Genomic DNA, 13,334 nt, shown 5'->3' on the forward strand with positions numbered 1-13,334 from the left:
GGGGTGCAGGTGGGTGCAGGTTCCTCATCTCGGGCGCCGCACCTGCCGATGGTCCGTTCGGGGCCGGTGCACCGACCTGCCCCGGACGGAGGGACACGGGGTGAAGCAGCTCGGCGAGATCCTGCTGGACGAGGGCCTGGTCAGCGAGGCGCAGCTGATGGCGGCGCTGGACGAGCAGATGGCCCGGGGGCAGTCCCTCGGCCGGACGCTCGTCGAGATCGGGATCCTGACCGAGGGTCAGCTGGTCGCGGCGCTCGCCCGGCAGGTGGGCATGGCGTTCGTCGACCTGGACGAGTACCCGGTGGACCGCGCCGCGGTGTCGATGGTCCCGGCCGCCCTGTGCCGCCGGTACACGGTGCTGCCGGTCGGGTTCCAGGACGGCGCGCTCGTCCTCGCCACGGCCGACCCCGGCAACGTCGTCGCGGTGGACGACGTGCGCACGGTCTCCGGCCTCACGGTGCTCCCGATCGTCGCGACCTTCGAGAACCTCAGCCGGGCCATCGAGCGGTTCTGCCGCGCGGACGGCGAGATGGAGGACCTGTCCTCGGCGTTCGAGGAGGAGAACCGGTCCGCCGAGCTCGACCTGTCGAAGATCGGCGACAGCGTCGAGGACGACGCCCCGATCGTCCGGTACGTCAACCTGCTGGTGACGCAGGCCATCTCGGACCGGGCCTCCGACATCCACATCGAGCCCACCGAGCACGACCTGCGCGTCCGCTACCGGATCGACGGGGTGCTGCACGAGATGCAGCGCTCGCCCAAGCAGATCCAGGGCGGCGTCATCTCCCGCGTGAAGATCCTCTCGGACATCGACATCGCCGAGCGGCGCAAGCCGCAGGACGGCCGCATGTCCGTCACCCACAACGGCCGCAAGATCGACCTCCGCGTCGCCACGCTGCCGACCGTGTGGGGCGAGAAGATCGTCATGCGCATCCTCGACAACTCCACGGCGAGCCTGGACCTGCGCGACCTGGCGTTCCTCGACCACAACTACGAGACGTACCGCGAGGCGTACACCAAGCCCTACGGGATGATCCTGGTCACCGGCCCGACGGGCTCCGGCAAGTCCACGACCCTGTACGCCACGCTGAACGCGGTCTCCAAGCCGGAGATCAACGTCATCACCGTCGAGGACCCGGTCGAGTACCGGCTGCCCGGGATCAACCAGGTGCAGGTCAACCCCAAGGCGGGTCTGACGTTCGCCGGTGCGCTGCGCTCGATCCTGCGGTCGGACCCCGACGTCGTGCTCCTCGGTGAGATCCGCGACCACGAGACCGCGCAGATCGCGATCGAGGCGGCCCTCACCGGTCACCTCGTGCTGTCGACCCTGCACACCAACGACGCGCCGTCCGCCGTCACGCGGCTCGTCGAGATGGGCATCGAGCCGTTCCTCGTCGGGTCCGCGCTCGACGCGGTGGTCGCCCAGCGGCTCGCGCGGCGCCTGTGCAGCAAGTGCTGCGAGCCGTACGTGCCGACGGAGACCGAGCTCATCGGTGCCCGGTTCCCGTGGGTGCCGGGGGAGCAGCTCCCCGAGCTCTTCCGGCCCGTCGGCTGCGTCGCGTGCTCCCGCACCGGGTACCGCGGGCGGGTTGCGCTGCACGAGGTCATGGAGGTGTCGGAGGACATCGAGCGGCTCGCCGTCGCGCGTGCGTCGGCGGCCGAGATCGGGGCGACCGCGCGGAAGCAGGGGATGATCACGCTCCGCGACGACGGGTGGCAGAAGGTCGTGCTCGGGCAGACGTCGCTCGAGGAGATCCTGCGGGTCGTGGCGTGAGCGCCGCGCATCCCGTGCGGCCGGTGTTCTCAAGCGCGTGCGGTTGCGCGCCGATGGTGGGGAAGCACGTCCCGGCGGCTGGTCCGGGCGCGAACACGGAGGTGGAACGGTGAGCGAGGCCTACCCGGGCGCGCAGCAGGACCCGACGCGAGCCCTGCCCCCGGTGGCGCCGTACCCGCCGGCGCCGACCGCCGGCGTGCCGCACCCCGCCGCCCCGCACCCGGGCACGCCCCCGACCGGCTCGCCCGCCGGGTACGGGATGCCGGCGGGGTACGGCGCGCCCGCCGGCCTGCCGCCCTACGTCCCGCCGACCGCGACGCCCACCGCGCCGCCGCCCGGTGTGCCGGGCGGAGCACCGGCCGGAGCACCGGCCGCCGCGCCGACCCGCGCCTCCATGCGCACCGGCGCCGCGCGCTCCGGGATGGGGCAGGCGGCCGTCGAGGGCGACCTGCGTCTGGACGACGCGCTCATCCGCATGGTCGAGCTCGGTGCGTCCGACCTGCACCTGACGAGCGGCGCGCCGCCCGTGGTGCGCGTCTCCGGCACCCTGATGCCGCTCGAGGGCTTCGAGCTGCTCGCCGCCGAGCCGCTGCGCCGGACGCTGTTCGCCATCCTCACCCAGAAGCAGCGCGAGCAGTTCGAGAGCGAGCTGGAGCTGGACTTCGCGTACGCGCTGCGCGGTCACGCCCGGTTCCGCGTGAACCTGTACCAGCAGCGCGAGTCGATCGGCGCGGCGTTCCGTGTCATCCCCTACGAGATCAAGCCGCTCGAGGAGCTGGGCGTGCCGCCGGTCGTCGGCGGGTTCGCCGGCCTGCCGCGCGGGCTCGTGCTCGTCACCGGCCCGACGGGCTCCGGCAAGTCGACGACCCTGGCGTCGATGGTGGACCTGGCCAACCGCACGCGGTCGGACCACATCATGACCGTCGAGGACCCGATCGAGTTCCTGCACCGCCACAAGAAGTCGATCATCAACCAGCGCGAGGTCGGCGCGGACACGCACTCGTTCGCCGCGGCGCTCAAGCACGTGCTGCGGCAGGACCCGGACATCATCCTGGTCGGCGAGCTCCGCGACCTCGAGACGATGTCGGTGGCGCTGACGGCCGCGGAGACCGGTCACCTCGTGTTCGCGACCCTGCACACCCAGGACGCCGCGCAGACGATCGACCGCATCATCGACGTGTTCCCGTCCTACCAGCAGGACCAGGTGCGCACGCAGCTCGCCTCCGCGCTGCAGGGCGTGGTCTGCCAGACCCTGTGCAAGCGGTCGCACGGCACCGGGCGCGTGGTCGCCACGGAGGTCATGGTCGCGACCCCCGCCATCCGGAACCTCATCCGCGAGGGCAAGACGCACCAGATCTACTCCGCCATGCAGGCGGGCGCCCAGCAGGGCATGCACACGATGGACCAGCACCTGGCCGACCTGGTCCGCTCGCACAAGATCACCTACGAGGTCGGCCTCGAGAAGTGCCACAACGCCGAGGACTACAACCGGCTGACGGGCCGGACGACCTCGATCAACCAGGGCGCCGCGTCCCTGCAGTCCGCCGCGCCGGGCACGCAGGGCTACGGCCAGCAGATGGGACAGCGCTGACATGGCCATGGAGCTGCGCACCTACGAGTACCAGGCGCTCGACACCGGCGGGAAGATCGTCAAGGGCCGGATCGAGGCCGCCCACCAGGGTGCGGTCGCCGGCCGCCTCAAGACGATGGGCATCGCGCCCGTCGCGATCAACGAGATCTCGAACACCGGCCTCAACCGGGAGATCCGGATCGGTGGCGGCAGCGGCGTCAAGACCAAGGACCTCGCGGTCATGGCGCGGCAGCTCGCGACGATGGTCGCGGCCGGCCTGAGCCTGCTGCGGGCGCTGTCGATCCTGGCGGACCAGACCGAGAACAAGGCGCTCGCCAAGATCCTGAGCACCGTGCGGTCGGACGTCGAGACCGGTCTGTCCCTGTCGGCCGCGCTGGAGCGGCACCGCGAGGTGTTCCCCCCGCTGATGCTCAACATGGTGAAGGCGGGCGAGCTCGGTGGCTTCCTGGAAGAGGTGCTGCTCTCGATCGCCGCGAACTTCGAGGCCGAGGTCGCGCTGCGCGGGAAGATCAAGTCCGCGATGACCTATCCGGTCGTCGTGTTCGTGATCGCCATCCTCGCCGTCATCGGCATGCTCATGTTCATCGTCCCGGTGTTCGCCACGATGTTCTCGGACATGGGCGCGGAGCTGCCGGCGCCGACGAAGGTCCTCGTGTGGCTGTCGGGCGTCATGAAGTGGTCGGCGATCCCGCTGGCGATCGCCGCGGCCGTGTTCGCCTTCTGGTGGCGCAAGCACAAGAACGACCTGGGGGTGCGCCAGCGCGTCGACCCCATCAAGCTCAAGGTGCCGGTCTTCGGTGCATTGTTCCAGAAGGTCGCCATCGCGCGGTTCACACGCAATTTCGGCACGATGATCCGGGCCGGCGTGCCGCTTCTGCAGGCCCTGGACATCGTCGGGGACACCAGCGGCAACATCGTCATCTCGAACGCCGTCAAGGACGTCCGTGACTCGGTGCGCACCGGGCAGTCGCTGACCGGACCGCTGGCGCACCACAAGGTGTTCCCGCCGATGGTGGTGCAGATGATGGCCGTCGGCGAGGACACCGGCGCGCTCGACACGATGCTCGACAAGGTCGCGGACTTCTACGACCAGGAGGTCGAGGCGACGACGGAGCAGCTCACGTCGCTCATCGAGCCGATCATGATCGTGGTCATCGGCTCGATCATCGGAGGCATGATCGTCGCGCTCTACATGCCGATCTTCAGCATCTACAACGCCATCCAGTGACGACACGGACGCCTCACCCTCGCGGGTGAGGCGTCCGTTTTGTCCTACGGCGGGCGGGTGAATCGCGACGGGCCCCTCAAGTACCCCCCTGTCCTCACCGATGAAGGCAGTGCAGTGATATCCGCCAGGCTCTCGGAGCCGGGTGGCTGGAATTGAAGCCGAACATTCATCGCCCGCACCGTCGAAGGGGAGCCTGACGTGCTCGCTCGCATTCGCAAGTCCATGGACGAGAAGGACAAGGGTTTCACCCTCGTCGAGCTCCTCGTCGTCATGATCATCATCGGCATCCTCGCCGCGATCGCCATCCCGGTCTTCATGAACCAGCGGGCCAAGGCGCGCGACACCTCCACCAAGGCCGACGTGTCGACCGTGGGCAAGGAGATCGCCACCTACTACGTCGACGGTACTGGCACGCTGACCGCCACGGTGACGGGCACCGTCCTGTCGATCACGGACGGCGCCACGACGAACCCGTACACGGCGACGATCAACCTCTCCACCGGCACCGCCCTGGGCGCGTCGGGCATCAAGTACCCGGCCTCCGGCGACAAGGCCACGACCTGGTGCGTGGACCTGACGAACCCGGACGGCAAGGTCAAGACGTTCAGCTACTCGGCTCAGAAGGGCCTGCAGAACAACGCCTGCGCCTGATGCCGTGATCGGGCGGGACCGGGGAACTCCCGGTCCCGCCCGATCTGCGTCACCCCACCATCGACGACCCGAGGAGGACCGCCCGGTGCTACGCCGTCCCGCCGACCGCGACCGCGGCTCCAGCCTGCTCGAGGTCGTCATCGCCTGCGTCCTCCTGGGCATCCTCTCCACGGCCGTCCTGACGATCGTGCTGCAGACGCAGTCGGCGGGCGAGAACAACCGCAGCCGCGTGGCCGCCGCCAACCTGGCCGCGCGCGAGATCGACATGGTCCGGGCGGAGTTCCGCCGGACCGACGACATGCCGCTCCAGATGGCAGCGGCCGGCACGCAGACGAACAAGCGCCCGCTGACGGGCGGCACCGCCGGTCAGCCGCTCGTGGTCGACGGCACGCCGTACACGGTGCGTACCTCGATGCAGTGGAACGTCACCGGCAACGCCACCTCCGCCTGCGACGGCGGCACGCTCGTGAAGTACCCGACGCTGGGCGTCACGGTCACGGTCACCTGGCCGAACATGGGCGGGATCAAGCCGGTCACCACCAGCGCGTCCCTCGCTCCCGAGAAGGGCGACGGCGTCGTGACGACCACCGACTCGTTCGTCGCCGTGCGGGTCAAGGACTCCGCCGGGGCGCCGAACCCGGGCCGCGCCGTCGCGGTCACGGGCGGCAGCACGACGGTCACCGGCACCACGGACGCGCAGGGCTGCGCGGTCGTCGAGGTCACGCCGGCAGCCGGAGGCACCTCGTACAGCGCCAAGATCACCGAGAGCGGCTACGTCGACATCGCCGGGACGCCCACCCCGTCCAAGGCCGTCGGCACGCTGCAGGCCGGCAAGCTCAACAACAGCGTCGTGTTCCAGGTCGACAAGGCGGGCACCGCCAACCTGCGCCTGGTGGACGACACCGGCGCGCAGCTGGACGCCGCGTCGGCCGCCGGCGCGCAGATCACGCTGGTGGCGTCCGAGTCCTCCGGCGCCTCGAACTCCCGCACGGTGACCGCGACCGGACCCGTCACGAGCGTCTCCGGCCTGTGGCCCACGACCTACGGCGCCTACATCGGGACGACGCCGCCCGCCGCGGGCTACACCACCCAGAAGCTCGCGCCGGGCGGCACCATCACGCTCGACGCGGTGCTGGCCACCGCCCGCCTCAGGCTGTCGGCGATGCCCGCCGGGACCACCGCCGTCTACGCGGCGCCCGCCGGGGTCACCAGCTGCACCGACCCCGCGGCGCGGCAGGTCGACCCGAACGCTGTGACCCTGCTCCCGGGCACCTGGGGCTTCTTCGCGAAGGGCCCGACCTTCGCCTGCTCGCCCGGGCCGTCCTCCGTCGCGCTCACCTCGGGCGACAACGGCGAGATCGTCTGGGGCGAGACCACCATCCGCGTCGACAACGCACCGGCAGGCACGATCTGGGCCGTCGACTCGACGCTCGTCGGTGGGACGAAGCTCACCACGTGCCCGACGGGCACCGTGACCGGCAGCGCCGTGAACCTCGACGCCGCGCGCACCGGTCCCGTCGTGATCCCGGCGGGCGGCTGGTACATCTACGTCACCAACGGACCGGCCGGCGGTCCGTGCGTCGGGGTGCCGGCCGGGCAGTACTGGAAGGTGCTGGCGTACGACGCCGACAACGTCCTGGTCTGGGCGACCACGCCGTCGACGGTCACGGCGACGAACGTCAACAAGGACCCCCGGTACTCCGTCGTCGCCTGGACCGGCGCGACCACCATGACGTGCACCAACGGGGTGCCCGCCGGAGCGACCCCGCTGACCAAGGTCGCCAGCTCCGCGAAGACCACGAGCGCGTCCGGCTCGCTCGCCGCCGGGACCTGGCAGATCTTCGTCCACGACAGCACGAACAAGACCTGCTCGCCCGCCGGCAGCGTCACCGTCGACGGGACCGGCGTCCCGTACACGGTCAACCTGAAGTCGGTGCCGTGATGGGCCGACGCATCAGGAGCGCGCTCGCTCGCCGCGACGCCGGAGCCACGCTGACGGAGATGCTCGTCGTCATGCTGATCCTGGGCATCGTCGTCGCCGCGACGGCCACGCTCACGATCAGCCTCACGCGGACCACGGCGCAGAACACGGCCCGGCAGGACCAGGTCGACGCGGCACGCACGGCGGTGGAGCGGATCAGCAAGACCACGCGCACCGCGGTCAAGCCGAGCCAGCTGCTGGGCAGCTGCTCGGCGACGTGCGAGGCGACGTCGGCCTTCTTGCAGGGTGGGGCCCTGACGACGCAGTTCTTCGCCAACCTGGACAACCCCGGGAACGCGGTCGGTCCCAGCCGGATCACCTACACGGTCGCCACGAGCGGCACCGACAAAGGCGTGCTCGTCGAGAAGGTGCAGCGGCCCGACCCGTGGACGCCGAGCTCCCTTATCAACGGCTACCAGTACTGCAACGCCGAGGCCACCGGTGCCAGCACCGACTGCAAGAACCGGCTCACCGTCCGGAAGTACACGGGCGGGGTGAGCACGGGGAAGTCCGTGTTCACGTACTGGGGCGCCGACGGCAACGAGCTCAAGCCGCCGACCGGCGGGACCCTGTCGGCCGACGACCTCAAGAAGGTGGTCGGCATCGAGGTCACGCTGACGGTCCAGAGCGCCAGCCCGACGGCGCCGAGGTCGACCACGTACATCCAGCGCATCACGCTGCCGAACGCCCAGGCGGTCATCGAGGCAGGAGAGGACGAGACGCCATGAGCCGACGGGTACGGAGGCCGGCCGGGGTGCTGCGCCGGCTCCGCGGGGACGACGAGGGCGCGGCGCTCGTCATCGTCGTCGGCTCGATGCTGGTCCTCGCGCTGCTCGCGATGACGGCGCTCACGTACACGCTGAGCAGCCAGCGGTTCGCCCGGTACGACCAGGACTTCAACGCCGCGATGAGCGCAGCCCAGTCGGGGGTCGACGAGTTCATCAGCAGGCTCGACAGCCAGGACACGTACGCGCTCCAGGTCGACTGCGCCAACCCGGCCTGGAAGGGGCCGATGCCGACGTCGACGAACAGCTGCGGCTGGGGCACCTCGACACCGGTGGGCTGGGCGCCGGTCCAGCCGGGAGCCACCGGCAAGCGCGACGCCTACTTCCACTACCAGGTCGACGCGACGAAGAAGCTCACCGAGGGCACGATCTTCCTCACGGTCACGGGCCGCTCCAACGGCGTGTACCGGACGGTGCAGGCGACCGTCGGCATGGGTGGCTCGACCGACTACGTCTACTACACGGACTTCGAGTCGGCGGACCCCTCGAACGTCCAGGCGTACCCGTCGACGCCGACACAGGCGTGCGGGCGCGACGGCACCGCGCTCGCGAAGTACTGGTACGAGAACCGCGACCCGGACCCGTGCGTCGAGATCCAGTTCATCTCGACGGACACGCTCAACGGCGACGTCTTCTCGAACGACACGATCTACAGCACGGGCGCCACGTTCCAGCAGGGCTTCGAGACCGCGGATCCCAAGTGCCAGAACGCCACGAGCAACCAGTCGACCTGGAACGCCAGCTGCCTGCGGTCCGGCAGCACCGCGAACTTCGGCGAGCAGCCCCGGTACTCCACCCCGAAGTACCTGGTGGACAACTCGACGGCGTTCGCCACGAACCCGGGCTGCCACTACTTCGGCGCCACCCGGGTGAAGTTCCTCGCCGACGGCAAGATGACCGTCTGGAACAAGACGTCGGTGAACGGCGGCAAGGCGCCCGTGGCGATCGAGCCGCCCGGCGGCAGCAAGCCGGTGTGCGGCTCGGTGGTCGACCTGAACAAGCCCGAGGGCGTCACGATCGCCGTCCCGGACGAGATGGTCATCTACGCGGCGTCGTCCGGCACGGCAAGCCGTCAGTGCTACGGCGGTGAGATCGGCGGACCGTCCGGTGCGGAGCTGCCGATCGGCAACTACACCGGCAACCCGCCGACGGGCAACAACCAGACCTACACGTACGACACGAACATGGCGGAGACCACCAAGTTCTGCGGGCAGGGCAACCTGTACGCCGAGGGCATCCTCAACGGCCGCGTGACGCTCTCCGCGGAGCAGTCGGTGATCGCCACGGGCGACCTGGTCCTCGCGGGCGGCCACACCACCGCGAGCGACGACATGCTCGGGCTCGTCGCGACCAACTCCGTGGAGGTCTTCCACCCGCGCAAGGTCACGGTGAGCTCGACGAGCACGTGCTCCAGCTGGGACAGAAGGGGCAACTGCAACGGCTGGTCGTACAGCTGGGGCAGCAAGTCCGGCGAGTCCGAGGTCACGGGGTGGCCCACCCGGTACCGGGTGCCGGGGACCACGACGAACGAGCCGTCCGACGGCATCCTCATCGCCGGGTCGATCCAGACGCTGCAGCACTCGTTCCTGGTGCAGAAGTACGACGTGGGCGGGTCCGCGGGTCAGCTTCGCGTCTGGGGCTCGATCGCCCAGCGCTGGCGCGGCATCGTCGGTGAGAACAACCAGACGGGCATGAACGGGTACTCCAAGCTCTACCAGTACGACACCCGCCTCGTGTACAGCCGGCCGCCGTACTTCCCGACCTGGGCGAACGCGCAGTGGACCCTGCGGTACAGCGGTGAGATCAACACGCCGCCCGCGATGAGAGGCTGACCGGGTGCTGCCGCTGGTCCTCGCCCTGTCCGGCCTCGTCGGGCTCGCGGTCGGGTCGTTCCTGAACGTCGTGGTGTGGCGGGTGCCGCGCGGCGAGTCCGTGGTGTCGCCGGCGAGCGCGTGCCCCCGCTGCGGGCACGCGATCCGTGGCCGGGACAACGTGCCGGTGCTGTCGTGGCTGCTGCTGCGCGGGCGCTGCCGGGACTGCGGCGAGCCGATCGCGGCCCGGTACCCGCTCGTGGAGGCCGCGACCGGGGTGCTGTTCGTGCTCGCCGCCTGGTGGTGCTGGGCCCAGGACACGCCGTGGCTGCTGCCGGCGCTGGCATACCTGGCCGCGGTGTCGCTGGCCCTGGCTCTCATCGACCTCGACGTGCACCGGCTGCCGGACGCGATCGTCCTGCCGTCCTACCCGGTGGCCCTCGCGCTGCTGGCGCTGGCGTCGTGGGCCCCGGGGTATCCGTCCGACTGGGGCGCGCTGGTGCGGGCGGTGATCGCGGGTGCCGCGCTGTTCGTGTTCTACCTCGTGGTGCTGCTGGTGTACCCCGCGGGGATGGGCTTCGGCGACGTCAAGCTCGCCGGCGTGCTCGGGCTGTACCTCGGTTGGATCGGCTGGGGTGCCGTCCTGATCGGGTGGTTCGCCACCTTCCTGCTCGGCGGGCTGTTCGCCGTCGGGCTCCTCGTGACGGGCCGGGCGAGGCGTGGCTCCGGGATCCCGTTCGGGCCGTGGATGCTCCTCGGCGCCGCGGTCGGCATCGTCGCAGGCGAGCCGCTGTGGGACGCCTATCTGGGTGCCTTCGCCTGAGTCGCCCGGGCCCCGCCTCAAGATCCGCCCCGCAGGACCGATAGACCACTCAGCGTGCCGCTCGGCACGGCAGCACGACCGACAGGAGACGGCCAGGTGGCAAAGACCCGGGTGATCGGGCTCGACATCGGCACCACCGGTGTGCGGGCGGCCGAGGTCGAGTTCGACGGCGGCGGTGCCGCCAAGGGCGCGCCGGGCCGCGTGCTGCGGGCCGGGTTCGTCCCGCTCCCGTGGGGGGCGGTGCACGACGGCGAGGTCGCCGAGCCCGCGACCGTCTCGACCGCGCTCAAGCAGCTGTGGGCCGAGAAGAAGTTCTCCAGCAAGGACGTCGTGATCGGCGTCGGCAACCAGCGCGTGCTGGTCCGCGAGCTCGACATGCCGGCGCTGCCGCCGGCGCAGCTGCGGGCGGCCCTGCCGTTCCAGGTCGAGGGCCTGATCCCGGTGGCCGCGGAGGACGCTCTGCTCGACTTCTACCCGGTCAGCTCCAGCACCGGTGCCGAGGGTCCGCAGCTGCACGGGCTGCTGGTCGCCGCGACCGCCGAGACGGTGCTCGCGAACACGCGCGCGGTCGAGCAGGCGGGGCTGCGCCCGACGATGGTGGACCTCAACGCGTTCGCGGTGGCCCGGCTGCAGACGCGGTCCGGGTTCGGTGCCGGTGTCGTCGCGTTCGTCGACATCGGCGCCCGCGTCACCAACGTCTCGATCGCCGTCGACGGGCACCCGCGCTTCGTCCGCATCCTGCCGTCTGGCGGGCACGACGTGACGGAGGCCCTGTCCAGCACGCTCGACCTGCCGCCGCAGGAGGCCGAGCGGCTCAAGCGCGAGGTCGGCGTCGGGCTCGCCACCGCGCAGGAGGACCTGGGCGCGAAGCAGATCGTCGCCGAGGTCACCACCGGCCTGGTCGACGCGGTGCGCAACACGCTCGTCTACTACGCCAGCAGCAACCCCGGAGGAGCCGTGCAGCAGATCGTCCTGTCCGGCGGAGGCGCGTTCCTCCCCGGCCTCGGGCAGTACCTCGCGAGCGCTGCCCGCGTGCAGGTCGTGGTGGGGGAGCCGCTGGCCCACCTGCCGCTGGCCAAGGGCGTCGACCCGCGCTCGCTGGGTGCCGAGCCCGCCACCTACGTGGTGCCCCTCGGTCTCGCGATGGGGGTGGCGGCATGAGCGTCATCAGCCCCACGCGGCGGCCGGACGCGGTCCCGGTCGTCAGCTGGCCGCAGGTCAACCTGCTGCCCTCCGAGGTCACCCGCGGCCGCCGCCTGGCGTCGCTGAAGAAGCTGCTCGCGCTGACCCTCCTGGTCGTCGTCCTGATCGGCATGCTCGGCTACGCCGGCTCGCTGTGGCTCGCGGGCCAGGCGGCCGACGAGCTGGCGACGGTGCAGGCCGAGACCACCAGGCTGCAGGCCGAGAAGGAGCAGTACGCGGAGGTGCCGCAGACGCTGTCGGCCATCGACGCGGCGAAGGCGGCGCGGCAGCAGGCCATGTCGACGGAGATCCTCTGGCCCGACTACCTCGAGGCCATGCGGGCGGTCACGCCGGCGGGCGTCTCGTACGACACCATCGCCGTCAACGCGGGCACGCCGGCGCAGCCCTACACCGGCAGCGTCGACGCCCTGACCACGGGCACGATCGGGCAGATCACCTTCACCGCCCGCTCGCTGACCCTGCCGGACACCGCAGCGTGGATCGACGCGATCGAGACCGTGCCGGGTCTGACCAACCCCTGGTTCTCGTCCGCGACCCTGAGCGAGGAGGAGGGCGTCGTCTACTACCAGGTGACGGCGACCGTCGACCTGCTCCCGTCGGCCCTCTCGGGCCGTTTCGAGCCGGAGGCCGAGTGATGCGCCAGCTGAGCGCGAAGGTGTGGATCGCCGGGACCGTCTTCCTGGCGCTGGTGCTGCTGGCGGGCGTCTGGCTGCTGCTCGTCGAGCCGGTGATGACCAAGGCCGCCGAGGACACCATGTCGGCCGAGCAGCAGCGGCAGCAGAACGACCTCCTCGAGCTGGAGATCGTCAAGCTCGCCGACGACTTCACGCACCTCGACGAGTTCAAGGCCGAGCTGGCCGCCCTGCGCCTCGAGATGCCGGTGACCGGCGACGGCGCGAGCATCAGCCGCGAGCTGCAGGCGCTGGCGACCGCGTCCGGCGTCACGATCACGTCGGTGGCCCCGAGCGTGCCGCAGGTGTTCGTCTCCGCAGCCGCCGCGGCCGCCCCGGTCGCGGACGCCGCCGCCGAGGACACCACGACGACCGAGGTGACGGACGACGCCGCCGCCACGACGGCGCCGGCCCCGACCGCGGTGTCCGGGCTCTACACGGTGCCGATCACCATCAACTCGGTGGGGTCCTACGACGGCTCCGTGGCGTTCCTGCGCTCGGTGCAGAGCAACGCGAGCCGCCTGTACCTGGTGTCGTCGATCACCGCGCAGACCCAGGAGGCCCAGGGTGCCAGCGGCGGTCGGCCGGCGACGGCCGCGGGCGACGTGGAGCTCACCATCACCGGCTACGCCTACGTCCTGACCGACGGGTCGACCGTCGTGGTCGAGCCGGAGACGGGCGCCGCCCTGCCGGTCCCGTCGGGCCAGCCCAACCCGTTCGCCCCGGTCGGCTGACCGCGGCACCCCAGCACCACCCCAGCACCACCCCGCGCCCCGGCCCACGACGTGGACCGGGGCGCGGTCGTGCGCCCGCGAC

General features: G+C 71.0%; 11 protein-coding genes. All 11 read left to right on the forward strand.

What is annotated here, in order from left to right; genetic code table 11:
• The first annotated feature begins 100 nt into the window (after positions 1–100).
• The 11 genes from KJP73_RS05020 (at position 101) to KJP73_RS05070 (ending at position 13,252) form a co-directional block, all read left to right on the forward strand.
• Complete coding sequence (locus tag KJP73_RS05020) at positions 101–1,774, forward strand: GspE/PulE family protein (protein ID WP_213281686.1); 1,674 nt, start codon at positions 101–103, stop codon at positions 1,772–1,774.
• 109 nt (positions 1,775–1,883) lie between these two features.
• Complete coding sequence (locus tag KJP73_RS05025; protein ID WP_249669108.1) at positions 1,884–3,365, forward strand: type IV pilus twitching motility protein PilT; 1,482 nt, start codon at positions 1,884–1,886, stop codon at positions 3,363–3,365.
• 1 nt (position 3,366) lies between these two features.
• Entirely contained in the window at positions 3,367–4,593 is a 1,227-nt protein-coding gene (locus KJP73_RS05030) for a type II secretion system F family protein (RefSeq protein WP_213281687.1), read from the forward strand.
• A 198-nt stretch (positions 4,594–4,791) separates the two neighbouring features.
• A complete protein-coding gene (locus KJP73_RS05035; protein WP_349628285.1) occupies positions 4,792–5,244 on the forward strand; it encodes a type II secretion system protein in 453 nt (150 codons plus the stop codon).
• Positions 5,245–5,329: 85 nt separating this feature from the next.
• Positions 5,330–7,186: a type IV pilus modification PilV family protein gene (locus KJP73_RS05040; RefSeq protein WP_213281688.1), complete on the forward strand. Its 1,857-nt coding sequence runs from the start codon at positions 5,330–5,332 to the stop codon at positions 7,184–7,186.
• Positions 7,186–7,953: a PulJ/GspJ family protein gene (locus KJP73_RS05045; RefSeq protein ID WP_213281689.1), complete on the forward strand. Its 768-nt coding sequence runs from the start codon at positions 7,186–7,188 to the stop codon at positions 7,951–7,953. The genes KJP73_RS05040 and KJP73_RS05045 overlap by 1 nt, the downstream gene beginning before the upstream one ends.
• Positions 7,950–9,842, forward strand: a complete 1,893-nt coding sequence (locus tag KJP73_RS05050; protein WP_213281690.1) for a pilus assembly PilX family protein — start codon at positions 7,950–7,952, stop codon at positions 9,840–9,842. The genes KJP73_RS05045 and KJP73_RS05050 overlap by 4 nt, the downstream gene beginning before the upstream one ends.
• 4 nt (positions 9,843–9,846) lie before the next feature.
• Entirely contained in the window at positions 9,847–10,644 is a 798-nt protein-coding gene (locus tag KJP73_RS05055) for a prepilin peptidase (RefSeq protein ID WP_213281691.1), read from the forward strand.
• Positions 10,645–10,740: 96 nt separating this feature from the next.
• Positions 10,741–11,805 (forward strand): type IV pilus assembly protein PilM, encoded by a 1,065-nt coding sequence (pilM, locus tag KJP73_RS05060; RefSeq protein WP_249669109.1) that lies wholly within the window; start codon positions 10,741–10,743, stop codon positions 11,803–11,805.
• Positions 11,802–12,482: a PilN domain-containing protein gene (locus tag KJP73_RS05065; RefSeq protein ID WP_213281692.1), complete on the forward strand. Its 681-nt coding sequence runs from the start codon at positions 11,802–11,804 to the stop codon at positions 12,480–12,482. Before pilM ends, KJP73_RS05065 begins: the two co-directional genes overlap by 4 nt.
• A complete protein-coding gene (locus KJP73_RS05070; RefSeq protein WP_213281693.1) occupies positions 12,482–13,252 on the forward strand; it encodes a hypothetical protein in 771 nt (256 codons plus the stop codon). Before KJP73_RS05065 ends, KJP73_RS05070 begins: the two co-directional genes overlap by 1 nt.
• Positions 13,253–13,334 lie beyond the last annotated feature (82 nt).

It is taken from the genome of Cellulomonas hominis (genome assembly GCF_901521055.1).
GTDB lineage: Bacteria > Actinomycetota > Actinomycetes > Actinomycetales > Cellulomonadaceae > Cellulomonas > Cellulomonas endometrii.

Bases quoted from the DNA above. Each gene is read 5' to 3' on its own strand.
- KJP73_RS05030 (WP_213281687.1), top strand. From the start codon at position 3,367: ATGGCCATGGAGCTGCGCACCTACGAGTACCAGGCGCTCGACACCGGC.
- KJP73_RS05045 (WP_213281689.1), top strand. From the start codon at position 7,186: ATGGGCCGACGCATCAGGAGCGCGCTCGCTCGCCGCGACGCCGGAGCC.
- KJP73_RS05050 (WP_213281690.1), top strand. From the start codon at position 7,950: ATGAGCCGACGGGTACGGAGGCCGGCCGGGGTGCTGCGCCGGCTCCGC.
- KJP73_RS05065 (WP_213281692.1), top strand. From the start codon at position 11,802: ATGAGCGTCATCAGCCCCACGCGGCGGCCGGACGCGGTCCCGGTCGTC.
- KJP73_RS05070 (WP_213281693.1), top strand. From the start codon at position 12,482: ATGCGCCAGCTGAGCGCGAAGGTGTGGATCGCCGGGACCGTCTTCCTG.